Raw genomic sequence first — 24,856 nt, forward strand, 5'->3', positions numbered from 1 at the left:
TTATGCAACGACACTCCGCACCCCGAGGTATTCCTTGACGAGAATATTCTCGGTGGAGAATACTTGCACTCATGGACGACGCAGACCCGCTCCTCATCGCATTGGCCGACCCGGCGCGCTGGCGCCTCGTGCGCCTGCTGGCCGAGCGGCCCCGACCCGTCGGCGTCCTCGCCCAGCTGGCCGAGGCGCGCCAGCCGCAGACGACCAAGCACCTGCAGACGCTCGAGCGGGCCGGGGTCGTCACCTCCCAGCGCTCCGGGCAGCGCCGGGTCTACGCTCTCCGGTCCGGCCCGCTGCGGGAGCTGGCGGCGGCGCTCGGGCGGCTCGCCGACACCGCGGACCGCCAGGGCGGGTCGCGCGAGACGTACGAGCGCTACGGGCTCAGCCTCGCGAGCGAACGACGCGCGGCGGAGGGACCCGGCTGGGCGGACGAGCGCTCCTTCCGGTTCCACCGGTCACTGGCCGGTGACCCCGTCGCGGTCTGGCGCCACCTGACCGAGACCGCCCTGCTCGCCCACTGGTGGACGCCCGACGACCTGCGCGTCTCGGACCTCGTCTTCGAGGCCCGGCCGGGCGGGCACATCGTCCTGGAGTACCGCGACGTGGAGGACACCGGAATCACCGGAGACGCAGGAGGCGCAGGAGGCGTAGGAGACGCGGGAGACGCGGGAGACACCGAGGGCCCCGGGGGCTCCGGGAGTTCCGGGGAGTCCGGGAGCTCCGACCCGGTCGTCGGGCGCGGGGACGGCGTCGTCGACGTCGCCCGCCCCGGCGAGCGGCTCGCGTACCGGCTCTCGCCCCGGCTCCCCGACGGCGGCGCCGCCTTCACGGCCCACGTCGACTTCGACCTCCGGCCGACCGGCACCGGCACGGACCTCGACGTCCACTACCTCATCGCCGACAGCACCGTGGAATCCGCCGACTTCGTCGCGGGCATCGAGATCGGCTTCGGCCAGTGCCTCGACAAGCTCGCCACCGCGCTCGACGCGGCCCATGACACCCCTCCCGACGCGACCCGCCCCTCCGCCCGCACCGAAGGAAAGCAGGTACAGCCATGACCAAGCCCACGCCCACTTCCACGCCCACGCCCACGCCCACCGGACGCAAGGTGACCGCCAACATCGCCCTCACCCTCGACGGGCGCTACAACGGCCCCGGCGGGCCGGGGGACATCTCCGCGATCCTTCCGTACGCCACCACCGAGGTCGCCCGCGACCACCTCGGCCGCATCTGGGAGAACGCGACGACCGCACTGCTCGGCCGCGTCAACGCCGAGGGCTTCCTGGGGTACTGGCCGGCGGTCGCGGCCGACGAGGGCGCCGACCCGCGCGACCGCGGCTACGCGAAGTGGCTCGTGGACACGGAGAAGGTGGTCCTGTCGACCACCCTCACCGCGTCCCCGTGGGAACGCGCCCGCGTGGTGAACGCCCCGGCCGCCGAGGTCGTCGCCGAGCTCAGGAGCCGCGGCGAGGGCGACATCCTGGTCAACACCAGCCCGAGCATCACCAAGGCGCTCCTCGCCGCGGACCTGGTGGACCGGCTGTACCTGCTGATCTGCCCGGAGATCGCCGGGGACGGGGACCGGCTGTTCGACGACGGCCTGCCCGGTTCGCGGTGGCGGCTCACCCGCCGGGAGACCGGCGAGCTCGGCGAGATGGCGCTGGTCTACGACCGGGTGCGCTGAGCGCCACGACCGCGCATGCTGATCGTGGACCGCGCATGCCGATCGCTGCGGAGGGCCGGAAGGGAAGGGGTGATTCCCTCCTCCCTCACCGGCACCCCTTTGCATGACCATGCGAGATGATGCATACTCTTCCTATGTCCAAGGTCCTCACCTCCCTGCCCGCCGGCGAGCGCGTCGGCATCGCCTTCTCCGGCGGCCTCGACACCTCCGTCGCGGTCGCATGGATGCGCGACAAGGGCGCCATCCCCTGCACCTACACCGCCGACATCGGTCAGTACGACGAGCCCGACATCGCCTCGGTGCCCGGCCGTGCCAAGACCTACGGTGCCGAGATCGCGCGCCTGGTCGACTGCCGCGCCGCGCTGGTCGAGGAGGGGCTCGCCGCACTCACCTGCGGGGCGTTCCACATCCGCTCCGGCGGCCGCGCGTACTTCAACACCACGCCGCTCGGCCGTGCCGTCACCGGCACCCTCCTCGTGCGGGCGATGCTCGAGGACAACGTCCAGATCTGGGGCGACGGCTCGACCTTCAAGGGCAACGACATCGAGCGGTTCTACCGCTACGGCCTGCTCGCCAACCCGCACCTGCGGATCTACAAGCCCTGGCTGGACGCCGACTTCGTGACGGAGCTCGGCGGCCGCAAGGAGATGTCGGAGTGGCTGGTCGCCCACGACCTGCCGTACCGCGACAGCACGGAGAAGGCGTACTCCACCGACGCCAACATCTGGGGCGCCACCCACGAGGCCAAGACGCTGGAGCACCTCGACACCGGCGTGGAGACCGTCGAGCCGATCATGGGCGTCCGCTTCTGGGACCCGTCGGTCGAGATCGACACCGAGGACGTCACGATCGGCTTCGCGCAGGGCCGGCCGGTGTCCATCAACGGCAAGGAGTTCGCCTCCGCCGTCGACCTCGTCATGGAGGCCAACGCCATCGGCGGCCGCCACGGCATGGGCATGTCGGACCAGATCGAGAACCGGATCATCGAGGCCAAGAGCCGCGGCATCTACGAGGCGCCCGGCATGGCCCTGCTGCACGCCGCGTACGAGCGGCTGGTCAACGCCATCCACAACGAGGACACCCTCGCCCAGTACCACAACGAGGGACGGCGTCTCGGCCGGCTGATGTACGAGGGCCGGTGGCTCGACCCGCAGGCGCTGATGGTCCGCGAGTCCCTCCAGCGCTGGGTCGGCGCCGCCGTCACCGGCGAGGTGACGCTGCGGCTGCGGCGCGGCGAGGACTACTCGATCCTCGACACGACGGGCCCGGCGTTCAGCTACCACCCGGACAAGCTCTCCATGGAGCGCACCGAGGACTCGGCCTTCGGACCGGTGGACCGGATCGGCCAGCTCACCATGCGGAACCTCGACATCGCCGACTCCCGCGCCAAGCTGGAGCAGTACGCGGGCCTCGGCCTGCTCGGCACCGGCAGCCCCGCGATCGGCGCCGCCCAGGCGGCCGCGACCGGCCTGATCGGCACCCTGACGGAGCTCCCCGAGGGCGGCGCGGAAGCCATCGCGTCCCGCGGCGAGGCCACCGACGAGGACGAGATGCTGGACCGCGCCGCGATGGAGTTCGGCACCGACTGACCCGGCACCGCCCCGAAGACCCACCTCCGTCGAGCACCACGCGCTCGACACCCCGGAAGGCCGGCTCGACGTCCCCCGCGTCGAGCCGGCCTTTCCGTTCGCCCCGAGCCCTTGCCTCCCCCGCCCTCCTGCGGAAACAATGCGCGGCGCTCCACTTGTGGAGATGACATGATCAGTACAGGGCGAGGCCGTGAAGACCGGTCCGCCCGGGGGGAGTACGGAATGACAGAGACGGCTCACGCTGTCGCGACGGCGGTACGGGACTGCCCGGAGTGCGGCGCCTCCGTGGCGGACGGCGGGCGGTACGTCACCTGGTGCGCGGCCTGCGACTGGAACGTGGACCCCGAGGTGCGGGACGAGGAGCCGCCGGGGCGCGTCGAACGGCTGCGACGGCGCCTGGCCCGGCGGGGCGGCGAGCAACTCCTCGCTGAGCTCACGGAGACCGAGGACCGCGGGACGTCCGGCGACGCCGACGGGGCCGGCCCGCCCGGAGGCCGCGGGGGGCGGCGCGGGGCGGCGGGCGGCCTCGCCGTGGGACTCGCCGTGGCCGTGCACGGCGTGACCCTCGCGCTGCTTGTGGGCGGCCTGTGGCTGGTCGTCGCGGGATGGGGCGAGGGCTTCCTTCCCGCCTTCGGAGCCCTGGGGATCGGCCTGGCCGTCGTCCTGCGGCCGCGGTTCCACCGACTCCCGAAGGGCGAAACCCACCGCCCGGTCCTGCGCAGGCCCGACGCGCCCCGCCTCTTCGCCCTCCTCGACGAGGTCGCGCAGAGCGTCGGCACGACGGGCGTGGACACCGTGGTGATCGACGCCGACACCAACGCGTCGGTGAGCACGTACGGCGTGCGGCAGCGGCGCGTGCTCCACATCGGCCTCGGCCTGTGGGAGATCCTGACCCCGCAGGAGCGCATCGCGCTCCTCGGCCACGAGTTCGGCCACTACTCCCACGGGGACACCCGGCGCGGCCTCCTCGTCTGGAACGCGTTCCTCTCCCTCGACACCTGGCGCTACACCCTGGCCGCCCAGCGGGCGGAGAGCCTGACGGACCACTTCGTGAACGTCGTGACCGCCCCGCCGCGGCTGCTCGTCGACGGCCTCCTCGTCCTCCTGGAGCACCTGACCCTGCACGACTCCCAACGGGCCGAGTACCGCGCCGACTCCGCCGCCGCGCGGACGGCGGGCACCGACGCGGCGGCCGGGCTCATGGACCGGCTCCTCATCTCCGACGGCGTCACCGGCGAACTCGCGCGGGAGTCCGTCGCGGCGCGGACCCGGATCGGCGGGGCGCGCCGCGAGGACCCGGCGGAGGGGCTGTGGGGGCGCCTCGCCGCCCATGCCGCGTCGGTGCCCGAGCACGAGTACGAGCGGCTGCGCCGGGTCGCGGAACGGCGCGGCCATCAGGTGGACTCCACGCATCCGCCGACCCACCTCCGCCGCCGCAGGCTGACGCGGGGCGCCCGGGTCGAGGCCCGGATCGTGTGCGCGCCGCCGAGGGTCGCGGAGGTGGACGCGGAACTCGCCGAGGTCCGGCGGAGCGTGGCCCGGGAGCTCGTACGGCGCTGAGCCGGCCGAGAGCGGCCGGTGCTGTCACATCGTGGCGCGGCCTCACGTCAACGCGGTGACGGGACCGACGAGGAGTGAGGCGCCATGCACGACGACACCTTTCCGGCCGCCCTGGCCGGGCGTTTCGACGCCCACGAGGAGCAACTGCGGCGCGTGGCCCTGCGGATGACGGGTTCGGAGGCCGAGGCCGCGGAAGCGCTCGCCGCCGTACGGGCGGGGCTGGGGCGGGACGACGGGGCAGCGGTACGCGCCTGGCTGACTGCGCTGGTCACGCGGGAGTGCCTGCGAGCGCGCCGGGGACGGCGGGCGGCCGAGGGGCGCGGGGCCGCGAGCGGGCGCGGGGGCACGGGCGGGGGCGCGGCCATTGTCTCGGGCGGATCCGGGGGAACGGGCGGATCCGGAGGCGGGAGCACGGGCGGAGGCAAGGACGAGCCCGGGGGCGGGTGCGGGGGCCAAGGCGAGTCCGGGGACCGAGGCGGGGGCCAAGGCGAGTCCGAGCGCCAAGGCGAGCGCGGGGGCCAAGGCGGGGCCGGGGACCGAGGCGGGGGCCAAGGCGAGTCCGAGTGCCAAGGCGGGTCCGGCGGCCAAGGCAAGCCCGGGGGCTGGGGCTGGGGCCAAGACGGTGGCCAGGGCGAGCTCGGGGGCCGGGGCGAGTCCCTGTGGCTCGCGCTGTTCCTCGTGCTGGAGTCCCTGGGGGTCGAGGAGCGGCTCGCCTATGTGCTGCACGACGTGTTCGGGCTGCCGTCCCACGAGACGGCCCGCATCACCGGCCGCTCCCCCGAGGAGGTGGCCCGGCTGGCCCGCGGGGCCCGGGAGCGGGTCCGGGGCCACGGGGCGGCCCCGACCGCGGGGGCCGCCGCGCGGCAGCGGGCGGTGGTGGACCTGTTCCTGGCCGCCGCACGCGCACGGGACGCCCGTACGCTCGCGGCCGTCCTCGCCCCGGACGTGGTCGCCCACTCCGAGCGCGGCCCGGTGCACGGCGCGCCCGCCGTCGCCGAGGGCGCGGCGGCGTTCGCCCGGTTCGCGGACGTGGCCCGGCCCGCGCTGGTCGACGGGGCCGTCGGCGCGGTCGCCTTCGTCGACGGTCGGCCCGTCTCCGCCGTGGCGTTCACCCTCCGCGGGGACCGGATCGTCACCGTGTCCGTCACCACGGGCGAGGCCCGGGTGCGCGCCCTGGACCTGGTCTTCTCCGACGGGTGAGGCGGCCCGTCTCCGACGCGTGACGGGGGGCGCGCGACGGGCGGCGGGGCCGGGCGGAGCGGGAAAGTCCGGTGCGCCGCCGCCCCTCCTCCGTTAGCCTCGACAGCATGTCCACGCCCCGAATCTCCTAGCTGAGGACCCGCACCCACGCCACCCGTGTGTCCTCAAGCCCTTTCGGAGCGTTACCCCATGATCACCGTTCGTGGTGCCGACGTGCGCGTCGGCGCCCGGCTCCTGCTGTCCGGCGTCTCCTTCCACGTCGCCCCCGGCGACCGGATCGGCCTCGTCGGCCGCAACGGGGCCGGCAAGACCACCCTCCTCGACACCCTCGCCGGGCTGCGCGCCCCCGCCGTCGGCACCGTCACCCGTACCGGCTCCGTCGGGCATCTCGCCCAGGACTCGCGGGCCGCCGACCCGACCGTGACCGTCACCGACCGCGTCCTGTCCGCGCGCGGCCTCGACCGGGCCGTCCGGCGGCTCGCGGAGGCGGCCCGCCGGCTCGGCGAGTCGCCCGACGCGCGGGCGCTCGCCGCGTACGACCGGGCCGAGTCCGCCTTCGAGGCGGGCGGCGGCTACGCGGCCGAGGCGGAGGCCGCCCGGGTCGCCGCCGGCCTCGGCCTGCCCGCCGAGGTCATGGACCGGCCCGTCGGCCGGCTGTCCGGCGGCCAGAAGCGCCGGGTCGAGCTGGCCAGGATCCTCTTCGCCGGTCACGGCCGGGAGGACACCCTGCTGCTCGACGAGCCGACCAACCACCTGGACGCCGACTCGATCGGCTGGCTCCGCGGCCATCTCGCCGCCCACCGGGGCGGCCTGGTCCTGATCAGCCATGACGTACGGCTCCTCGCCGACACCGTCAACCGGGTCTTCCACCTCGACCCGGCACGGGCCGCGCTCGACGTCCACAACACCGGCTGGGAGGCGTACCTCGCCCAGCGGGAGGCCGACGAGCGGCGGCGGGTCCGCGAGCGCGCCAACGCAGAGCGCAAGGCCGCGGCGCTGCACGCGCAGGCGGACCGCATGAAGTCCCGGGTGGCGACGGCGACGACGGCCCGCAGCATGGCGCGGCGGGCCGACCGGATGCTCGCCGGGCTCGACCCGGCGCGGCAGGCCGAACGGGTCGCCCGCATCCGGCTCCCCGAGCCCGCGCCCTGCGGGCGGATGCCGCTGGGCGCGGTCTCGCTCACCAAGGCGTACGGGGCGCGCCCCGTGCTCGACGGGGTGGACCTCGCCGTGGACCGGGGCAGCCGGCTCGTCGTCCTCGGGCTCAACGGGGCCGGAAAGACGACCCTGCTGCGGCTCCTCGCCGGCCAGGAGACCCCCGACGCCGGGCGGGTGGTGCGCGGGCACGGGCTGCGGCTCGGCTACTTCGCCCAGGAGCACGACACGCTCGACCCGGCGCGTACGGTCCGGGAGAACCTGGCCGACGCGGCTCCGCAGCTGACGAACGGTGAGGTACGGGCGGTCCTGGGCGCGTTCCTGTTCCGGGGCGACGACGCGGACAAGCCGGCCGGGGTGCTCTCCGGCGGCGAGAAGACCCGTCTCGCCCTGGCAGCGCTCGTCCACTCGGGCGCGAACGTCCTGCTCCTCGACGAACCCACCAACAACCTGGACCCCGCCTCCCGCGGCGAGGTGCTGGCCGCCGTGGGCACGTACCCGGGCGCGATCGTGATGGTCACGCACGACGAGGAGGCGCTCGACGCCCTGCGCCCCGAACGGGTCCTGCTGCTGCCGGACGCGGACGAGGACCTGTGGAGCGAGGAGTACCGGGGGCTGGTGAGCCTGGCCTGACGGACGCCCGGGGAGGTCCGCCCGGACGGGTCGGCGGACGCCCGGACGGGTCGGCAGGCCTCCGGGGAGGCCCGCCGCCCGGCCTCGCCTAGTCTGACGACATGATCATCGATGCGCGGACCCACGTACGGGTCGCCCGTCCCTCGCGGGACCTGGCCGCCGCCGAGCGGTTCTACGTCGACGGGCTCGGTCTCGAGGTGCAGTGGCGGACCACCGAGCGGGTGTCCGGCAAGCACGACCTGCTCATGGTCGGCCCCCGGGGCGGCGGTTGGCACTTCGAGCTGACCCGTGATCCCGAGCACCCCGTGGAGCCGGCCCCCACCGTCGAGGACCTGTTCGTGGTCTATCTCGGGGCGCCCGTCGAGGAGGCGCAGGTGGAGCGGCTGCTCGCGGCCGGCGGCACGCGGGTGGCCGCGCAGAACCCCTACTGGGACGAGTACGGCGTGACCGTCGAGGACCCCGACGGGTACCAGCTCGTCCTGTGCTCCCGTACCTGGGGCGCATGACGAAGGGGCGCGGCCGGAAGGCCGCGCCCCGAAGGGTCCCCGCCGGGGAACGGGGTCGCCGGACCCCGTCCCCGCCGTCGCTCCCTAAGCCTGCCGCACCGCGCGCAGGACCACGAACTTGGCGTCGCTCGCGACCAGTTCGCTGTTGCCGAAGATCCGGCGGAGGGTGACGTGGTAGCCGAGGTGCCGGTTGCCGATGACCCACAGCTCGCCGCCCGGGCGCAGCGCGCGCCGCGCGTCGGTGAACATCCGGCGGGCCGTGCGGTCCGTGGTCGCCTGGTGGCTGTGGAACGGCGGGTTGTTGAGGACGAGGTCCACCGAGCCGTCGGGCACGTCGGCGAGACCGTCGCCGACGAGGAACTCGGCCTTGCGCCCGGCGCCCACGTGCGTACGGAAGTTCTCCTCGGCCGAGGCGACCGCCTGGTACGACTCGTCGGTGAAGATCAGTTCCGCGTCGGGTTCGTGCAGCGCGATGGCGAGGCCGACCACGCCGTTGCCGCAGCCGAGGTCGGCGACCCGGACCCGGCCGATGCCGCCGGGCAGGTTCGCGAGGAGGAAGCGGGTGCCGATGTCGAGGCGGTCGGCGCAGAAGACCCCGGCCTGGTTGGTGACGGTCAGACCGGGCAGCCCGGGGGCCGGGGTGTCGGCCGGCAGGTCGTAGCGGTGCGGCCAGGGGTTCGGGCGCGGGGTGAGCGACGGGTCCGGCGTGGTGTGGATCAGCCGCGCCTTCTTCACCGCGAGCGAGGTGCGGGTGGGGCCGAGGATCCGCTCGAAGAGCCGGAGGGTGGAGGTGTGGATCTCCTTGACCATGCCGGTGCCGACGATCACGGTGCCCTCGTGCACGGCGGGCGCGAGCCGGTGCAGCTGGTCCTCCAGGAGCGCGAGGCTCTTGGGGACGCGGACGAGGAGGACGTCGATCCGCTCCGGCGGAGGGTCCTGGGTGGTGAGCAGCCGGACGGAGTCCCGGGCGGCCCCGGCACGCGCGAGGTTGGTCCGGGTGGCCCGCCGTCCGAGGTACGAGTCGGAGATCTGGACGAGCTCCCCGGGGCCGGCGGCCTGGAGGGCGGTGACGAGCGCTCCCCAGCGGTCGCCGAGGACGGCGACGGTGCCGGACAGGTCGGTGCCCTCCTCGGCCAGTGCGGCGAGGAGGTACTCGTCGGACGCGTCCCAGGCGCGCAACTGGTCGCGCGGGTCCTCGGGATGGCGGGTCAGCGTGAAGGCGCCCCATGACGTGGTCAAACGGTTCATCGTGCTCTCAGGCTAGCCGGTCGCGGGCGGTCTCTCCCCCCGCCACGTGCGCGTCGGCGGCTTCGGGGCGCCCGCCCCCGTGCCCGGCGGTGCAGGTCGGCGCGGGGCCGGCCGGTCGGCGGGGGCTCCGGCCGCTCAGCGCAGGGCCGTGTCGAGCTGGAGGTGCCAGAGCCCGGGTCGGCCGGTGAGGGTGACGGTGGAGAGGGGGCGGACGTCGACGTTCCAGTACGTGGCGGGCGGCGCCTTCAGGGCGTACACGAGGGCGGCCCGTACGACGGAGGGTTCGGCGACGGCGACGATCTCGCCGTCCTCGGCCGGGCGGGTGTCGAGCCAGTTCCCTATCCGGGTGATGAAGGCGAGGAGGGGTTCGCCGCCGTGCGGGGCGGTGCGGGCGTCCGTCAGCCAGGCGTCGAAGGCGGCCGGTTCGAGGGCGGCGACCTCGGCGAGGGTCAGACCGCGCCAGCGGCCCATGTCGCAGTCGCGGAGCGCGGGCTGGGCGAGCGGGGCGTAGCCGAGGGCGGTGCCGGTGGCGCGGCTGCGCGGGGTCGGGGAGCAGTAGCGCAGTTCGGCCGCGCCGAGCGGGATGAGCGCGGGCGCGGCCTGCTGCACCTCGTACCAGCCGGCCTCGTCCAGTGGCCGGTCGTCGTCGAAGCGTTCGGCGAGCAGGGAGGAGCTGCGTGCCGCCGTGACGAGCGTCACCCGAAGACCCATGGGCGCGATCGTGAGGCCGAAGGCTCCGCAGGTCAAGGGGTCATTCCCCGGGGCCGGAGGGGCTTCGGCTCACTGCTGCCCGAGAGCCATCCACTTGTCCGGATTCTGCAGTGGCGTGAAACCGACCTTCTCGTACACACCGTGCGCGTCGGCCGTGGCGAGCATGATGCGGCGCAGCCCGTACGGCGCGAGGTGGTCGCGGACGGCGGTGACGAGCGCCGTGCCGAGGCCGGTGCCGCGGGCCGGGCGGTCGACGTAGACGTCGCAGAGCCAGGCGAAGGTGGCGTAGTCGGTGACGACGCGCGCGTAGGCGGCCATCTCGCCGGTCTCCCGCTCGTAGGCACCGACGTTGAGCGAGCCCTCGATGGCCCGGTCCTGCTTCTCCCGAGGTCGGCCGTGGGCCCAGTAGGAGTCCGTGGACAGCCAGTGGTGCACCCGGGCGGCGTCGATCCGCGCGGGGTCGGCTGAGATCTCGTACGCCCCGTGCATGACGGGCGTATCCGTGGTGGCGCTGTCGCTCATGCCCGAAGCGTTCCAGTGACACCGGTGCTTGTCAGGTGAATTTGCCCGGGACCGGAGCGCGCCGGGGCCGCGCGGGCGGCCGCCGCTCCCCCGCCCGGCCCGCCGCCGGCGCTCAGGGGTTGAGCTCGTCGACCGCCGTCCGCAGGCGGCGCACACCCTCCGCGATCTCCGTGGGGCCCGCGACACCCGCGAAACTCAGCCGGATGTGGCCGGCGGGGGGTTCGGCGCAGAAGTACGGGCGGCCCGGGGCCACGGCGACACCGGCCCGCAGGGCGCCGGCGACCAGGGCCGCCTCCGGGACGCCGTCGGGGAGCCGGAGCCAGAGGTGGTGGCCGCCGTACGGGATGTGGGGCAGGGCGAACGCCGGCAGCTGGTCGGCGAGCGCGCCGGCGAGCAGGCCGCGCCGGCTCCTGAGCTCCTGGGCGACGGCCCGCTGATGGCGGTGCCAGGCCGGCGAGCCGACGAGTTCGAGCGCGGCCTCCTGGAGCGGCCGGGGGACGAAGAAGCTGTCGACGACCTGGATGGCGCGGAGGCGTTCCAGGACGGGGCCGCGGGCGGCGAGGGCGCCGACCCGCAGGCTCGGCGAGGTGGCCTTGGTGAGGGAGCAGACGTGGACGACGACACCGTCGGGGTCCTCGGCCGCGAGCGGCGCGGGGAGCGGTGGCGCGTCCTCGTGGACGAGCCGGCGGGCGAAGTCGTCCTCGACGACGAAGGCTCCGGCGGCGCGGGCGATACGGAGCACCTCGCGGCGCCGCTCGGGGCCGAGCACCGCTCCGGTGGGGTTCTGGAAGAGCGGCTGGCAGACGAGGACACGGGCGCCGGTGGCGCGGAAGGCGGCTTCGAGGAGCTCGGGGCGGACCCCTTCGGCGTCGGTGGGCACGGGGACGGGGCGCAGTCCGGCCGCGCGGGCGACGGCGAGCATGCCCGGATAGGTCGGGGACTCGACGAGGACCGGGGTGCCGGGCGGGGCGAGGGCGCGCAGGGCGGTGGTGATGGCGGACTGGCCGCCGGCGGTGACGAGGAGGTCGGCGGCGGTGACGCTGCCGCCGATCTCGCGGGCGAACCACTCGCGCAGCTCGGGCAGGCCGTCGGTGGGCGGCCTGCCCCAGGCGCCGGGGCGGCGTCCGGCGCGGGCGAGGGCGGCGGCGAGGGCCCGCTCCGGCTGGAGCGAGGGGTGGAGGTAGCCGCCGTTGAACTCGATCACGCCGGGCGGCGGGGCGGCCAGGGTGACGAGGACGCCCGAGGCGTCGACGGCCCGGGGGACGAGCTCGGTGGCGGTGTCGGCGCTGAGGGCGACCTCCTGCCACGAGGTGTCGCCGGTGTCGGGAGCGGCGGTCCTGGGCTCGGCACGGAACGCGCCGGCGCCGGGGCGGGTGACGACGAGCCCCTCGGCGGCGAGCTGCGCGAGGGCCCGGGTGACGGTCACCGGGGAGACCCGGTAGCGCTCCACGAGGGCGCGGCTCGACGGCAGCTTTCCACCAGGCGAGTAGCGGTTCAGCTCCGCTCTCAAGGAGTTCGCCAGTTCCGCGACACTGCTACGCTCACTCATGAGAGCACAGGATAGCGCTACTGCCACCAGGACGATAGCGGTCCCCACGACGGCCCCCGCGGCGGACCGCACGAGCGACGCCGTCCGCACGAGCGGCACCGTCCGCACGGGAGACACCGTCCGCACGGGCGGGACCGTCCGCACCGCCCGCGCCGACCCGCTCCCCCGCGGCACCCTGCTCGCCGCCCTCGGTGTGTTCGCCTTCTCTCTCACGTTCCCGTCGACCGTCTGGGGCCTCGAGAGCTTCGGCCCCTGGTCGCTGGTGGCCGTGCGCTCCGTGCTGGCCGCCCTCGTCGCGGGAGCGTTCCTCCTCGCCGGCCGGGTGCCGCTGCCGGAGCGGCGCCACTGGGCGGGCCTCGCGGTGGTCGCCGGCGGAGTCGTCATCGGCTTCCCGCTCCTGACCACCCTGGCCCTGCAGACCTCCACCACCTCGCACGCCGCCGTCGTCGTCGGCCTGCTGCCGCTCACCACGGCGGCCTTCGCCGCGCTGCGGACCAGGCGCAGGCCGTCCCGCACCTTCTGGTGCGCGGCCGTGGCGGGCGCGGTCGTGGTGCTCGCCTTCACCGTCCAGCAGAGCGGCGGCGCCGTCTCACGGGGCGACCTGTACCTGTTCGGCGCGCTCCTCGTGTGCGCGGCCGGCTACACCGAGGGCGGCCGTCTCGCACGGCTCATGCCGGGCTGGCAGGTCATCGGCTGGGCCCTGATCCTCTGCCTGCCGCTGATGGCGGCCGGCTCGGCCGTGGCGCTGTCCGCCGAGCCGGTCCACCTGAACGCCCACGGCGTCCTCGGGCTGGTCTGGGTCGCGGTCGGCTCCACCTTCTTCGGGCTGTACGTCTGGTACCGGGGCATGGCCTCGATCGGCATCCCCAAGGCGAGCCAGCTCCAGCTGGCGCAGCCGCTCCTCACCCTGGTCTGGTCGGTCGTGCTGCTCGGCGAGACCCTGCCGCTCGCCGCCCCGCTCGCGGCGGCGGCGGTGCTGGTCTGCATCGCGGTGACCCAGCGGGCGAGGAGCTGACGCGACGGATCAGGGTGACCCGCGTCACAATGACAGACAGAGGTACTGGACAACAGCACGAGCCCGGTCGCGAGGAGGTCAGCCCGATGCAGGCGAACGTGGGCGACACACTGCTGGTGCACGGCCGGACCGTCGGTCATCACGACCGTACGGCCGAGGTCCTTCAGGTACTGGGGGAGAACGGCACGCCCCCGTACCGCGTCAAGTTCGACGACGACGGCCACGAGGCCCTGATGTCTCCCGGCCCCGACACCGTCGTACGCCATCACCCCGAGCCGGGTGCGGGCTGACCCCCGCCCAGCCCGCCGCCCGGCAGGACCCGGGTCAGCCCCGTCCCGGCGCCCGGACCCTGGTCGGGTAGTGATCCGCCACCACGGTGGCCATCGCCCCGATCGGGTCCTTCGCGACGTCCAGGGCGGAGAAGAAGCAGTGGCCGCCGACCGCCGGGAAGGAGGCGGCCAGTTCCAGGTGCCGTGACAGCTCCCCCGGGTCCTGCCAGGCGGCGGGCTGGGCGGGGTCGCCCGCCTTGTAGAGCGCCTCGCCGATGTAGAGGCCGACGCCGGTGCCCCCTACCACCGCGTCCCACCACGGCAGCAGCGTGGCGTAGTCGGCGGCGGGCAGGCCGATGTGCCAGTACAGCTGGGGCACGACGTAGTCGATCCAGCCCTCCCGGATCCACTTCCGGGTGTCGGCGTACAGGTCGTCGTAGGTGGCGACGCCGGCCCGGGTGTCCGAGCCCTCCGGGTCCTGGGCGATGTTGCGCCAGACCCCGAAGGGGCTGATGCCGAAGGCCACGTGCGGCTTGAGGGCCTTGATCCGGGCCGACATCTCGGAGACCAGCAGGTCGGTGTTGTTCCGCCGCCAGGAGGCCCGGTCGGGGAAGTCCCCGCCGTACCGCGCGTACGAATCGTCGTCGGCGAAGACCTCCCCCGCCACCGGGTACGGATAGAAGTAGTCGTCCCAGTGCACGGCGTCGATGTCGTAGCGCCCCACCGCGTCCAGCATCGCGTCCTGGATGAACCGCCGGACCTCGGGCAGCCCGGGGTCGTAGGAGAGCTTCCCGCCGTACGGCAGCACCCACTCGGGGTGGAGCCGGGCCGGATGGCCCGCGACGAGCCGGGTCGGGTCGGTGTGGTGCGCCACGCGGTACGGGTTGAACCAGGCGTGCAGTTCGAGCCCCCGCGCGTGGGCCTCCTCGACGGCCGTGCCCAGCGGGTCCCAGCCGGGGTCGCGGCCCTGCGTCCCGGTGAGGAACTCCGTCCACGGTTCGTACGGCGAGGGCCAGAGCGCGTCGGCGGTGGGCCGGACCTGGAGGACGACCGCGTTGAGCCGGCGCTCGACCGCGGTGTCCAGGTGGGCCAGGAGCTCGGCACGCTGCGCCTCCGCGGCCAGTCCGGTGCGGGAGGGCCAGTCGCGGTGGAAGACCGTGGAGATCCACACACCGCGGAAGTCGGACCCGGCGGCCGGGCGCGCGGACCCCTCCGACGCGGCGGCAGCCGTCCCGTCGCCCGGCCCCGTTCCACCGCCCGCACCCGGGGCCGCGCCCGTCTCCACGCCGCTTCCGGCTTCCGCGCCCGTCACCGCTCCCCCGCCCGCCACAGCCAGCGCCGCCCTGGCAGCGGCCCCCGCCACGAAGCCTCTTCTGCCGATAGGCCGCACTTGTACCCCTCCTGTGTCGGATACGTCACACCCACCCGGACAGCATGCCCGCCCCGGGCGATCGATCATCGGTTAATGAGCGGTAACGTCGTGGGGGTCGAGGCGGACGCACCGGAATCACACGGGCCCGCCGCCAGAGAAGAGCGAAAGGCACGAGGTGACGGACTCCATGGCCGACATTGAGCGCGTCGGAGTGGTGGGCTGCGGCCAGATGGGCGCGGGCATCGCAGAGGTGTGTGCCCGGAGCGGCCTTGAGGTGAAGGTCGCCGAGACCACCGGCGAGGCGCTGGAGATCGGCCGCACACGGCTCTACAACTCGCTGGCGAAGGCCGCCGAACGCGGCAAGATCAGCGAGGAGGAGCGGGACGCGACGCTCGCCCGCCTCAGCTTCACCACCGACCTGGGCGAGTTCGCCGACCGCGACCTCGTCATCGAGGCGGTCGTGGAGAACGAGCAGGTCAAGACCGAGATCTTCCAGGTCCTCGACCAGGTGATGACCCGGCCGGACGCCATCCTGGCCTCGAACACCTCCTCGATCCCGCTGGTCAAGCTGGCCGTGGCGACCTCCCGCCCCGACCAGGTCATCGGCATCCACTTCTTCAACCCGGCCCCGGTGCAGAAGCTCGTCGAGCTGATCCCGGCCCTCACCACCTCCGAGGGCACCATCAGCCGGGCCCAGGCCTTCGCGGAGAAGACCCTCGGCAAGCACGCGATCCGCGCGCAGGACCGCTCGGGCTTCGTGGTCAACGCGCTGCTCGTGCCGTACCTGCTCTCCGCGATCCGGATGTTCGAGTCGGGCATCGCGAGCCGCGACGACATCGACAACGGCATGGAGTTCGGCTGCGCCCACCCGATGGGCCCGCTGAAGCTCTCCGACCTCATCGGCCTCGACACGATCGCGTCGATCGCCGACTCGATGTACGCCGAGTTCAAGGAGCCGCTGTACGCCGCTCCCCCGCTGCTCCAGCGCATGGTGGACGCGGGCCGGCTCGGCCGGAAGACGGGCTCGGGCTTCTACCCGTACGCCTGATCCCCCAGGACACCGGACGGCCCGTACACACGCACAGGTACGGGCCGTCCGGCTTTCCACGCGCTCCTCAGCCCAGCCGCAGATGGTGGAGCATCAGCAGCCCCGCGGCCATGTTCGCGGCCGGGATCTCGCCCCGGGCGATCATGTCGGGGACCTGTTTCAGCGGCACCCAGGCCCGCCGTGAGGACTCGAAGGCGTCCTCGGGCGGTCCGGTGTAGGTGGCCGTCTCCGCCCAGTAGAGGTGGTGGCGGGCGTCGGTGAGGCCGTTGGACGGCTCGACGGTGAGGAGATGGCGCAGCGGCCCCGGCCGCCAGCCGGTCTCCTCCTCCATCTCGCGGGCGGCGGCGACTTCGATCGCCTCGCCGTCCTCGACGACTCCGGCGGCCAGTTCCCAGCCCCAGCTGTCGGTGATGAAGCGATGGCGCCAGAGCATCAGGACTTCGTCGGCCTCGTTGACGGCCGTCGCGACGGCGACCGGGCGGAGCCGGATCAGATAGTGGTCGAGGTGGCGGCCGTCCGGGAGTTCGACGTCCGCGAGGTTCACCTGGAACCAGCGATTCTCATAGACAGAGTGTTCACTCAGTTTCGTCCACTGCACGTTCTTGCCACCTTCCGACTGGTCGGTGCTTGTTTGGTGGCAATATCGCAGCAGTTGGCGGCTCACAGGGGAACGCGCAGCGCCCCGTCGATGAGCGCCGCCGCCTCCCGCGCGTCCCCTCCCCCACTGGCCAGGAGGTGCTCCCGCACCTGCCGCAGCCGGTCACGCAGCCGTCGCGACTCCATCCCCCGCGCCCGCTCGGTCATCTCCACGGCCGTCCGCGCCGCCGCGTCCGCCTCTCCCTGGCGCAGCTCGATCTGGCACAGCATCGCCAGCCGGTGCACCCGGCCCCGGTCGTGCGAGGGCACCCCGACGGCCACCGACGCGTGCTCGTGGGCCGCGGCGAGATCCCCCAGACTGAGCAGGGCCTCGGCCACCTGGACGTTGACGAGTCCCGGCTGGACGTAGCCCGTCTCGGCCGGCTCGTCCCCCGGGCTGATCCGCTCGGCCGCGGCCTCGGCCCGCCGGATGCAGGCCAGCGCGGCCGCCCCGTCGCCCAGATGCGCGTACGCCTTCGCCTGCATCGCCGTCAGATCGGCGGCGAGCGCCGGGGTGATCTGCCGCCCGGCCGTCCGCAGCGCCGCCTCCGCGAAGGCGACCGCCTGCCGGTACTCCCCCATGAACAGCGACTGGTTGACGAGCAGGGCGATCACATAGGCGCCGAGCCCCCGGTCCCCGCTCGCCTTCGCCAGCCGCAGGGCCTGGTGGAAGTAGCGCTGGGCGAGACCGTGCGCGTCGGCGTCGTACGCGCAGATGCCGGCCACCGCCACCAGCCCGCCGGTGGCGCGGTGCAGCCGGCGGCCCAGGGCGTCGCTGTACGAGCCGCGCAGCAGCGGCGCCGTCTCGGCGGTGAGGAAACCGACGATACGGGCGCGGGTCGCGATGCCCCCGGCCTTGCGGTACATCTGCTCGTAGTGGGACCGGGCGGCGCTCAGCACCCCGATGTCGGCGGCGGAGACCGTCGTCCGGCCGACACGGGAGACGTCCGCGTCCTCCGGCGGGTTCTCCCACTCCCAGACGGGCATCACGGCCGGCGTGCCGGTCACGGCGGGCGCGGCCACTATGTGCGGCCGCTGCTGCTCGTCGGACCGCCACAGGGCCGCGGCGCGCTCCACGAACCCGGAGAGCGGTGAGCCGACCGCGAGCACGGGCCCCTCGGGCACCCCGAAGCCGATGTCGTCCAGCGTCACCTGCCGGTGCAGCCGCGCGGCGAGCACCTCGCAGATCAGGTCCGGCACCTGGCCGCGCGGCCGCTGGCCCTTCAACCACCGGGCCACGGCGGTGTGTTCGTAGCGCAGGGTGAGTCCCCGGGCCCGGCCGGCCCGGTTCACATGGGCGGCGAGGCCGGCGTTCGAGACGCCCGCTTCGTCGAGCAGGGCGTCGAGCAAGGTGTTGGGCTGCATGACCGCTCCGGTCGCTCCGGTCCGCTCCGGCCGCTCGGCTCGATCGCGGTGAACTCAGCGTAGCGGTGGCCGAATTCGTACGGACCGAACTACTGCGGAGAACCCCTTCCGATCACCGCCCTTCGACGGCTCCGGGGGGATTTCGCACGGGGTGTGAATGAAGTACTCGTTCTTCCGGTCCGCGTGCTCTGCCGCGCTCGTCCCCGTACCGCTTGACTGTGCTTCTCGCCGCAAGGCGAAGACCGGGCCGCCGGCTCCCCCCTCAAACAGTGCGGCCGCCCGGTCCGTGTCGCCCGCCCCGCTGATCTGCCCGACACTCCGTGGCGGGGCGGGCGGCACCGGTCCCGGCCCCTCCTCTCAACAGTGGGAGGAGGGGGCGGGCCGGGGGCGGCGCAGCCCGGGTTCGGCGGGCTGCGCCGGCACCCGGACACGGTCGTTGCGCACGACCAGCAGGGCGGTGTCGTCGGCGAGCCGCCCGCCCGTGTGGTGCAGCAGCGCGGCGTGGACCTCGCGGACGAGCGCCTCGGGCGCCGCGCCGCACATCCCGGCCAGCGCGGTGTCGAGCGCGAAGAACCGGCCCCGGTGGTCCCGGGCCTCCTCAGCACCGTCGGTGTACAGGACGAGCGTCTCGCCGGGCCTCAGCCGGGCCCCGGTGTACGGCGCGAGGACCGCCGGCAGCGGCAGGACCCCGAGCGGCGGCAGCGGCTCCCCGACCGGAAGCCGCTCCGCAGTATGCCCGAGCCGGTACGGGCCGGGGTGACCGCAGTTGAACACTGACAGCCTGCCGTCGGAGCGGACCTCCAGGAGCAATAGGGTCACGAACTCCTCCGCCACCGGATGCTCGGGCGCCGTCCCGGCCCGCGCCGGGTGCTCGTCCCGGGCCCGCTCCCGCAGATGCCGCCCCAGAGCGCGCTCCAACCTCCGCAGCACCCCGGCGAGTTCGGCCTCGTCGTGCGCGGCCTCACGAAAGCTCCCGAGCACGGCGACCACGGCGCCCAGCGCCGCGAGACCGTGCCCCCGCACGTCCCCGACGACGATCCGCACGCCGTACGGGGTGGCCGCCGCCTCGTACAGGTCCCCGCCGACGGACGCGCCCCGGGAAGCCGACAACTGCCCCGCCGCGAGGGCCAGTCCGTCGAGCCGGGCGGGCGGCGGGCGCAGCAGCACCTGCTGCGTCGCGTCGGCGACGGCCCGCACACGCGCCAGCTCCCGCGCGAACCCGCGCCGCAGCCCGAGCACCAGCCCGATGCCGACCGAGAGGAAGACCACGCTGGTGGCGATCCGCGTCGGCAGCCCGGGCTGCCGGGCCAGCGGACAGCCGAACTTCCAGGCCACGGCCACCGCACCCCACGCGGCGGGAAGAGCGAGCGGGGCCAACCGGCGGAGCCGGGAGCCATCGGAGACCAACGACCTCGTACGGATCATGCACGGCCCTTCCCGAGCCCCGACAGCGCCCGAAGGCCCTGCGACCCACAGGTCCGCCCCTGCGGCCGCGTCGATTCTGCCGACCGCACCCCCCACCGGGGAACACCCCCCGACGATCTCACCCGAAGGAGTGACCACCTCCACGACGCCACCCTCCGTCAGTCCTCCGCCACCCGAACGAAAGAACGACGTCCGACCTCGCGTACGGCATCTCGGGTTCCGGAAACGACGGAGGGCCGCCCCGGGGTTCTCCGGGGCGGCCCTCCTTGGTGCGGTGCTACGGCGTTCAGGCGCCGCGCAGGACCGCGCCCGTGCGTTCGGACGCCAGGGCGACCGCCGCGTCGCGGGCCGCGGTGGCCTCGTCGACCGTGAGGGTGCGGTCCTCGGCGCGGAACTTCAGCGCGTACGCCAGGGACTTGGTGCCCTCGCCGAGCTGGTCGCCGGTGTAGACGTCGAACAGCCGGATGGACTCCAGGAGTTCACCCGCGCCCTCGGCGAGCGCGGCCTCGACCTCGGCGGCCGGGACGTTGCCCGCGACGACCAGGGCGACGTCCTGGGTGGCGACCGGGAAGGAGGAGATCCGGGGGGCCTTGACCGGACCCTCGTTCGCCTTCTCCAGGAGGTCCAGGTCGATCTCCATCGCGCAGGTGCGGGCCGGCAGGCCGAAGGCCTTGACCACGCGCGGGTGGAGCTCGCCCGCGTGGCCGACGAGGACCTTCTCGCCGTCCACCTCGACGTGGAACGCGGCGCAGCGGCCCGGGTGCCACGGGGCGTGCTGGTCGGCGCTGATGATCAGCTCGACGCCCGCCTCCGCGGCCACGGTCCGGCCGGCCTCGACCGCGTCCGCCCAGTCGGACGGACGGCCCTTGCCCCACCAGCCGGCCTGCTCGCGCGCACCGGCGAGGACGACGGCGGCGCGGCGCGGCTGCGCGGGCAGCACGGCGTTGACCGAGGCGATCTCCTCGTCGGTGGGACGGCGGTCGACGGGCAGGCGGACGGCGACGCCCGGCTGTCCCTCCGGCCGGAAGACCAGACCGGTCTCGAAGAGCGCCAGGTCGTGGCTGCCGCGGCTGTCGTTCCGGCGCAGCGCGCCGAGGAGGCCCGGCAGCAGCGTCGTACGGAGCGCGGGCTCCTCGTCCGAGAGCGGGTTGACCAGCTTCACGAGCCGACGGCGGGCGTCGTCCGCGTCGAGGCCGAGGTGGTCGAGGGCCTGCTCCCCGATGAACGGGTAGTTCAGCGCCTCGACGTAGCCGGAGCCGGCCAGGGCGCGGCCCACCCGGCGGTGGACGCGCTGGCGCTCGGTGAGCCCGCGGCCGGCCGGCGGCTTCGGCAGCGTGGAGGGCAGGTTCTCGTAGCCCTCCAGCCGGATGACCTCTTCGGCGAGGTCGTTCGGCTCGTTGAGGTCGGGGCGCCACGACGGCACGGTGACGATGAGCTCGTCCTGGCCGTAGACGTCGCAGCCGACCTCCTGGAGGCGGCGGACGACGGTCTCGCGGCCGTAGCCCACGCCCGCGACCTTGTCCGGGTGGTTCGCCGGCATGGTGATCGTGCGCGGCGCGGACGGGGCGCTGATCTCGGTGACCCCGGCCTCCGCCGTGCCGCCCGCGAGCAGCACGAGCAGGTCGACGCAGCGCTGGGCCGCGGCGGCCGCGGCCTGCGGGTCGACACCGCGCTCGAAGCGCTTGGACGCCTCGGAGGCCAGCTTGTGGCGGCGCGCGGTGCGGGCGATCGAGATCGCGTCGAAGTGCGCGGCCTCGATGACGATCTCGGAGGTGCCGGTGACGATCCCGGTCTCCGGGTCCGTCTCCGGGTCGGCGATCTCCGTGTTGGCGCCGCCCATGACACCGGCGATGCCGATCGGACCGCGGTCGTCGGTGATGACCAGGTCCGCCGCGTCCAGGACGCGGACGGCTCCGTCGAGCGTGGTGATCTTCTCTCCGGCCTCGGCGCGACGCACTCCGACGGGGCCGTCGAGACGGCTCCGGTCGTAGGCGTGCAGCGGCTGGCCGAGCTCGAGCATCATGTAGTTCGTGACGTCGACCGCGAGCGAGATCGGACGCATGCCGGCCTTCTGGAGGCGGCGGCGCAGCCAGATCGGGGACCGGGCCTCGGGCTGCAGACCGACGACGGTGCGCGCGGTGAAGCGGTCGCAGCCGATGGGGTCGGTGACCCGGACCGGGTAGCCGTACGAGTTGGGCGCGGGCACGTCGAGCAGCGCCGGGTCGCGCAGCGGCAGGCCGTACGCGATGGCGGTCTCGCGGGCGACGCCGCGCATCGAGAGGCAGTAACCGCGGTCCGGGGTGACGGCGATGTCGAGGACCTCGTCGTACAGCTCCAGGAGCTTCGTGGCGTCGATGCCGATCTCGAGCTCCGGCGGCAGCACGATGATGCCGTGGGTGCCGTCGTCGCCCATGCCGAGCTCGTCGCCGGAGCAGATCATGCCGCGGGAGACCCGGCCGTACGTCTTGCGCTCGGCGATCCGGAAGTCACCGGGGAGCACGGCTCCGGGCAGGGCCACGACGACCTTGTCGCCCTCGGCGAAGTTCCGGGCGCCGCAGATGATCTCCTGGGGCTCGCCGGTGCCGTTGGCCTGGCCGACGTCGACGGTGCAGAAGCGGATGGGCTTCTTGAACTCCGTCAGCTCCTCGATGGTGAGGACCCTGCCGACCACCAGCGGGCCGGTCAGGCCGGCGCCGAGCTGCTCGACCGTCTCGACCTCGAGGCCTGCCGAAATGAGCTTGGCCTGGACGTCGCGGCCGGTCTCCGTCGCCGGCAGGTCGACGTACTCCCGCAGCCAAGAAAGCGGGACCCGCATCAGATCTCCATCCCGAACGGCCGGGTGAACCGGACGTCACCCTCGACCATGTTTCGCATGTCGTCGACGTTGTGGCGGAACATCAGCATCCGCTCGATGCCGAACCCGAAGGCGAATCCGCTGTACTTCTCGGGGTCCACACCGCAGGCGACGAGCACCTTCGGGTTGACCATGCCGCAGCCGCCCAGCTCGATCCAGCCCTCGCTGCCGCAGGTGCGGCAGGGGCGGTCCGGGTTGCCGACGGACTCGCCGCGGCAGACGTAGCAGAGCATGTCCATCTCGGCGGACGGCTCGGTGAAGGGGAAGAAGTTCGGGCGCAGCCGGGTCTTCATGTCCGGGCCGAAGAGCGCCTGGACCATGTGGTCCAGGGTGCCCTTGAGGTCGGCCATGGTGAGGCCCTCGTCGACGGCGAGCAGCTCGATCTGGTGGAAGACCGGGGTGTGCGTGGCGTCGAGCTCGTCGGTGCGGTAGACGCGGCCGGGGCACACGACGTAGACCGGGGGCTCCCGGTCGATGAGCGTGCGGGCCTGCACCGGCGAGGTGTGCGTGCGCAGCACGACACCGGACTCGTCGCCGGTGGTGGCCTTTCCGTCGACGGAGGTGCCCTCGACGAAGAAGGTGTCCTGCATCTGGCGCGCCGGGTGGTCCGGTACGAAGTTGAGGGCGTCGAAGTTGAACCACTCCGCCTCGACCTCGGGACCCTCGGCGACCTCGTACCCCATGGAGACGAACACGTCGGAGACGCGCTCCATGAGCGTGGTCAGCGGGTGGCGGGCACCGGCCGGGACGCGGTCGTACGGCAGGGTGACGTCGACGGCCTCCTCGACGAGGACGCGCGCGTCGCGCTCGGCCTCCAGCTCCGTCTGGCGGGCGGCGAGCGCCTTGGAGACGATGCCGCGGGCCTGGCCCACGATCTTTCCGGCGGCGGCCTTGGCCTGCGGCGGCAGGGCACCGATCTCCCGGTTGGCGAGCGCCAGCGGCGAGGTGCCGCCGGTGTGCGCCGTCTTCGCGTGCGCGAGCGCGTCGAGGTCGCCCGCGGCGGCGAAGGCGGCGAGCGCCTCGTCCCGCATGCGCTCGATCTCTTCCGGTTTCAGTGCCTCGACCTCAACCGGGTCGTACGACTTATTGGGTGCGGACATCTCTTCCCGTGCTTCCGTTGGCTTGGCTGGGCGGCCCCGCTCGACGTCAAGGGCGCAAACGTGCCAAAGGACGAGTCTAACGGGGTGGGGGGATGCGAATGAGCCCGTGGGCGGCCCGGGCGGCTTTCGATCTCGTCCGATCCTGTCCGATCCGGTCGGACTTCGTGCTGGATCTCGTCAGGCGAGATGGGCCGGGGTGCCGACGGGCAGCATAAATCGGAACTCGGCCCCGCCCCGGGGGCCCCTGCCGACGGTGATGGTTCCGCCGTGGGCCTCGACGACGCCCTTGACGATGTAGAGGCCGAGGCCGGTGCCGCCGCGCTTGCTGCCCCGCCAGAAGCGGGTGAAGACGCGGCTCATCGACTCCTCGGGGATGCCGGGGCCCTCGTCGCTCACGGTGACCTCCGTCCCCTCTTCTCCGTCGGCGCACGTCCTGGCGGGTGCCACCTCGATGGTGACGGTTCCGTCGCCGTGGCGCACCGCATTTTCGAGGAGGTTCCCGAGGATCTGGTCGATCTTGTCGGGGTCGGCCCAGAGCGCGGGAAGCCCGGGCATGATCCGGACGAAGAACCGGTCCGGGGACTGCCCGCCGGTGGTGTGCACCTGGACGTGCCGGCCGATGGCGGCGGCGATGTCGACGGGCTGGCGCCGCACCTCGAGCCGGCCCGAGTCGATCCGGGAGATGTCGAGGAGCTCGGCGATGAGCCGCTTGATGCGGCCCGCGTCGGCGTCGACGGTCTCCAGCATCAGCCGCTTCTGCTCGTCGTTGAACCGCTCCCACTTGGTGAGGAGCGTGGCGGTGAAGCCCTTGACGGAGGTGAGCGGGGAGCGCAGCTCGTGGGCGACCGTGGCGATGAGCTCGGCGTGGCTGCGCTCGGTGCGGCGGCGCGCCTCGGTGCCGCGCAGCGAGACCACGACCCGGCGGACCGGTCCGGTGGGGTGCTCGCGGACGTACCGGGCGGAGACGAGGACCTCACGGCCGCCGGGCAGCAGCAGATTGCGCTCGGGCTGGCCGCGGCGGGTGGCGAGGCCGCCGTACGGGTCGGTCAGGGCCCACCAGCGGCTTCCCTTGAGGTCTTCGAGCGGCAGCGCCTGGTCGAGGGGGAGGCCGAGGGCCTTGTCGCCGGGGACGGCGGTGATACGGCTGGCGGCGGCGTTGAAGAGGACGACCCGGCCGGTCTCGTCGGCGACGACGAGTCCGTCGGGCAGGTCGTCGGGGAGCAGACCGGCGAACCCTTCGGCTCCGGCCTGGTCCCGGGCGTCCGGTGCGGGCGCCCGGCCCGGTGGTTCCTGGGCGTGCGGCGCGGCGCTCCGTGCCTCCGCGGGACTGTCCGTGCCGACCGTCATCGCCGTTCCCCCACCCCTCCGTGTAGCGCAGTGGGCCCCCGAGTGCGTCACTCTACTGGGCGGGGAGG

The 24,856-nt window shown here is 73.8% G+C and carries 21 protein-coding genes; 10 read left to right on the plus strand and 11 right to left on the minus strand.

Going from position 1 to position 24,856, the window contains the following annotated elements:
* The first annotated feature begins 71 nt into the window (after window positions 1–71).
* The 7 genes from AMK27_RS29540 (at window position 72) to AMK27_RS29570 (ending at window position 8,327) form a co-directional block, all read left to right on the plus strand.
* Window positions 72–1,058, plus strand: coding sequence for a metalloregulator ArsR/SmtB family transcription factor (locus AMK27_RS29540; RefSeq protein WP_073914882.1), 987 nt, complete (start codon window positions 72–74; stop codon window positions 1,056–1,058).
* Entirely contained in the window at window positions 1,055–1,684 is a 630-nt protein-coding gene (locus AMK27_RS29545; RefSeq protein ID WP_073914885.1) for a dihydrofolate reductase family protein, read from the plus strand. The genes AMK27_RS29540 and AMK27_RS29545 overlap by 4 nt, the downstream gene beginning before the upstream one ends.
* Before the next feature lie 134 nt (window positions 1,685–1,818).
* A complete protein-coding gene (gene argG / locus AMK27_RS29550; RefSeq protein WP_030316137.1) occupies window positions 1,819–3,273 on the plus strand; it encodes an argininosuccinate synthase in 1,455 nt (484 codons plus the stop codon).
* A gap of 222 nt (window positions 3,274–3,495) precedes the next feature.
* A complete protein-coding gene (locus AMK27_RS29555; RefSeq protein ID WP_073914888.1) occupies window positions 3,496–4,833 on the plus strand; it encodes a M48 family metallopeptidase in 1,338 nt (445 codons plus the stop codon).
* 678 nt (window positions 4,834–5,511) lie between these two features.
* Window positions 5,512–6,033 carry a hypothetical protein gene (locus tag AMK27_RS43795; RefSeq protein WP_241847641.1) on the plus strand — a complete coding sequence of 174 codons (522 nt, stop codon included), beginning with the start codon at window positions 5,512–5,514 and terminating at the stop codon, window positions 6,031–6,033.
* 189 nt (window positions 6,034–6,222) lie between these two features.
* Window positions 6,223–7,821 carry an ABC-F family ATP-binding cassette domain-containing protein gene (locus AMK27_RS29565; protein WP_198955956.1) on the plus strand — a complete coding sequence of 533 codons (1,599 nt, stop codon included), beginning with the start codon at window positions 6,223–6,225 and terminating at the stop codon, window positions 7,819–7,821.
* Window positions 7,822–7,922: 101 nt separating this feature from the next.
* The gene (locus AMK27_RS29570) at window positions 7,923–8,327 is read left to right on the plus strand and encodes a VOC family protein (RefSeq protein ID WP_073914892.1); all 405 of its coding nucleotides are present in this window, start codon (window positions 7,923–7,925) and stop codon (window positions 8,325–8,327) included.
* A gap of 84 nt (window positions 8,328–8,411) precedes the next feature.
* On the opposite strand, the gene AMK27_RS29575 is transcribed toward AMK27_RS29570, so the two are convergent.
* From AMK27_RS29575 to AMK27_RS29590, 4 genes are all read right to left on the minus strand, one after another.
* Window positions 8,412–9,575: a methyltransferase gene (locus AMK27_RS29575; RefSeq protein ID WP_198955957.1), complete on the minus strand. Its 1,164-nt coding sequence runs from the start codon at window positions 9,573–9,575 to the stop codon at window positions 8,412–8,414.
* Window positions 9,576–9,710: 135 nt separating this feature from the next.
* Window positions 9,711–10,286 carry a histidine phosphatase family protein gene (locus AMK27_RS29580; RefSeq protein ID WP_073915458.1) on the minus strand — a complete coding sequence of 192 codons (576 nt, stop codon included), beginning with the start codon at window positions 10,284–10,286 and terminating at the stop codon, window positions 9,711–9,713.
* Window positions 10,287–10,355: 69 nt separating this feature from the next.
* Window positions 10,356–10,808, minus strand: a complete 453-nt coding sequence (locus AMK27_RS29585) for a GNAT family N-acetyltransferase (protein ID WP_073914900.1) — start codon at window positions 10,806–10,808, stop codon at window positions 10,356–10,358.
* Between the two features lie 112 nt (window positions 10,809–10,920).
* Entirely contained in the window at window positions 10,921–12,357 is a 1,437-nt protein-coding gene (locus AMK27_RS29590) for an aminotransferase-like domain-containing protein (RefSeq protein WP_073914903.1), read from the minus strand.
* On the opposite strand from AMK27_RS29590, the gene AMK27_RS29595 reads away from it, so the two are divergent.
* Together AMK27_RS29595 and AMK27_RS29600 are read left to right on the plus strand one after the other, a co-directional pair.
* Window positions 12,356–13,372 (plus strand): DMT family transporter, encoded by a 1,017-nt coding sequence (locus AMK27_RS29595; protein ID WP_073914907.1) that lies wholly within the window; start codon window positions 12,356–12,358, stop codon window positions 13,370–13,372. The two genes, AMK27_RS29590 and AMK27_RS29595, sit on opposite strands and share 2 nt — an antisense overlap.
* Window positions 13,373–13,458: 86 nt before the next feature.
* Window positions 13,459–13,662 (plus strand): DUF1918 domain-containing protein, encoded by a 204-nt coding sequence (locus tag AMK27_RS29600; RefSeq protein ID WP_073914910.1) that lies wholly within the window; start codon window positions 13,459–13,461, stop codon window positions 13,660–13,662.
* 34 nt (window positions 13,663–13,696) lie between these two features.
* On the opposite strand, the gene AMK27_RS29605 is transcribed toward AMK27_RS29600, so the two are convergent.
* Window positions 13,697–15,031 carry a family 10 glycosylhydrolase gene (locus tag AMK27_RS29605; protein ID WP_073914914.1) on the minus strand — a complete coding sequence of 445 codons (1,335 nt, stop codon included), beginning with the start codon at window positions 15,029–15,031 and terminating at the stop codon, window positions 13,697–13,699.
* Between the two features lie 169 nt (window positions 15,032–15,200).
* On the opposite strand from AMK27_RS29605, the gene AMK27_RS29610 reads away from it, so the two are divergent.
* Window positions 15,201–16,061 (plus strand): 3-hydroxybutyryl-CoA dehydrogenase, encoded by an 861-nt coding sequence (locus AMK27_RS29610; protein ID WP_073915461.1) that lies wholly within the window; start codon window positions 15,201–15,203, stop codon window positions 16,059–16,061.
* 67 nt (window positions 16,062–16,128) lie between these two features.
* On the opposite strand, the gene AMK27_RS29615 is transcribed toward AMK27_RS29610, so the two are convergent.
* The 6 genes from AMK27_RS29615 to AMK27_RS29640 all read right to left on the minus strand — a co-directional run bounded on the left by AMK27_RS29615 (window position 16,129) and on the right by AMK27_RS29640 (window position 24,788).
* Window positions 16,129–16,659 (minus strand): NUDIX hydrolase, encoded by a 531-nt coding sequence (locus AMK27_RS29615; RefSeq protein WP_198955958.1) that lies wholly within the window; start codon window positions 16,657–16,659, stop codon window positions 16,129–16,131.
* A 62-nt stretch (window positions 16,660–16,721) separates the two neighbouring features.
* Window positions 16,722–18,062 (minus strand): transcriptional regulator, encoded by a 1,341-nt coding sequence (locus AMK27_RS29620; protein WP_073914921.1) that lies wholly within the window; start codon window positions 18,060–18,062, stop codon window positions 16,722–16,724.
* Window positions 18,063–18,419: 357 nt separating this feature from the next.
* Window positions 18,420–19,487: a PP2C family protein-serine/threonine phosphatase gene (locus AMK27_RS29625; protein ID WP_073914924.1), complete on the minus strand. Its 1,068-nt coding sequence runs from the start codon at window positions 19,485–19,487 to the stop codon at window positions 18,420–18,422.
* Window positions 19,488–19,773: 286 nt separating this feature from the next.
* Window positions 19,774–22,302, minus strand: a complete 2,529-nt coding sequence (gene pheT / locus AMK27_RS29630) for a phenylalanine--tRNA ligase subunit beta (protein ID WP_073914928.1) — start codon at window positions 22,300–22,302, stop codon at window positions 19,774–19,776.
* Window positions 22,302–23,441, minus strand: a complete 1,140-nt coding sequence (gene pheS, locus AMK27_RS29635) for a phenylalanine--tRNA ligase subunit alpha (RefSeq protein ID WP_073914931.1) — start codon at window positions 23,439–23,441, stop codon at window positions 22,302–22,304. The genes pheT and pheS overlap by 1 nt, the downstream gene beginning before the upstream one ends.
* Window positions 23,442–23,618: 177 nt before the next feature.
* Window positions 23,619–24,788 carry a sensor histidine kinase gene (locus tag AMK27_RS29640; protein WP_073914935.1) on the minus strand — a complete coding sequence of 390 codons (1,170 nt, stop codon included), beginning with the start codon at window positions 24,786–24,788 and terminating at the stop codon, window positions 23,619–23,621.
* Window positions 24,789–24,856: the final 68 nt, after the last annotated feature.

Origin of the sequence: Streptomyces sp. CB02009 (genome assembly GCF_001905825.1) — a bacterium.
Lineage (GTDB): Bacteria > Actinomycetota > Actinomycetes > Streptomycetales > Streptomycetaceae > Streptomyces.

Excerpts from the sequence above, each read along its gene's own strand:
- AMK27_RS29540 (WP_073914882.1), top strand. The coding sequence starts at position 72 with ATGGACGACGCAGACCCGCTCCTCATCGCATTGGCCGACCCGGCGCGC.
- AMK27_RS29545 (WP_073914885.1), top strand. The coding sequence starts at position 1,055 with ATGACCAAGCCCACGCCCACTTCCACGCCCACGCCCACGCCCACCGGA.
- argG (WP_030316137.1), top strand. The coding sequence starts at position 1,819 with ATGTCCAAGGTCCTCACCTCCCTGCCCGCCGGCGAGCGCGTCGGCATC.
- AMK27_RS29555 (WP_073914888.1), top strand. The coding sequence starts at position 3,496 with ATGACAGAGACGGCTCACGCTGTCGCGACGGCGGTACGGGACTGCCCG.
- AMK27_RS29565 (WP_198955956.1), top strand. The coding sequence starts at position 6,223 with ATGATCACCGTTCGTGGTGCCGACGTGCGCGTCGGCGCCCGGCTCCTG.
- AMK27_RS29570 (WP_073914892.1), top strand. The coding sequence starts at position 7,923 with ATGATCATCGATGCGCGGACCCACGTACGGGTCGCCCGTCCCTCGCGG.
- AMK27_RS29575 (WP_198955957.1), bottom strand. The coding sequence starts at position 9,575 with ATGAACCGTTTGACCACGTCATGGGGCGCCTTCACGCTGACCCGCCAT.
- AMK27_RS29580 (WP_073915458.1), bottom strand. The coding sequence starts at position 10,286 with ATGGGTCTTCGGGTGACGCTCGTCACGGCGGCACGCAGCTCCTCCCTG.
- AMK27_RS29585 (WP_073914900.1), bottom strand. The coding sequence starts at position 10,808 with ATGAGCGACAGCGCCACCACGGATACGCCCGTCATGCACGGGGCGTAC.
- AMK27_RS29595 (WP_073914907.1), top strand. The coding sequence starts at position 12,356 with ATGAGAGCACAGGATAGCGCTACTGCCACCAGGACGATAGCGGTCCCC.
- AMK27_RS29590 (WP_073914903.1), bottom strand. The coding sequence starts at position 12,357 with ATGAGTGAGCGTAGCAGTGTCGCGGAACTGGCGAACTCCTTGAGAGCG.
- AMK27_RS29600 (WP_073914910.1), top strand. The coding sequence starts at position 13,459 with ATGCAGGCGAACGTGGGCGACACACTGCTGGTGCACGGCCGGACCGTC.
- AMK27_RS29610 (WP_073915461.1), top strand. The coding sequence starts at position 15,201 with ATGGCCGACATTGAGCGCGTCGGAGTGGTGGGCTGCGGCCAGATGGGC.
- AMK27_RS29620 (WP_073914921.1), bottom strand. The coding sequence starts at position 18,062 with ATGCAGCCCAACACCTTGCTCGACGCCCTGCTCGACGAAGCGGGCGTC.
- AMK27_RS29625 (WP_073914924.1), bottom strand. The coding sequence starts at position 19,487 with ATGATCCGTACGAGGTCGTTGGTCTCCGATGGCTCCCGGCTCCGCCGG.
- pheT (WP_073914928.1), bottom strand. The coding sequence starts at position 22,302 with ATGCGGGTCCCGCTTTCTTGGCTGCGGGAGTACGTCGACCTGCCGGCG.
- pheS (WP_073914931.1), bottom strand. The coding sequence starts at position 23,441 with ATGTCCGCACCCAATAAGTCGTACGACCCGGTTGAGGTCGAGGCACTG.
- AMK27_RS29640 (WP_073914935.1), bottom strand. The coding sequence starts at position 24,788 with ATGACGGTCGGCACGGACAGTCCCGCGGAGGCACGGAGCGCCGCGCCG.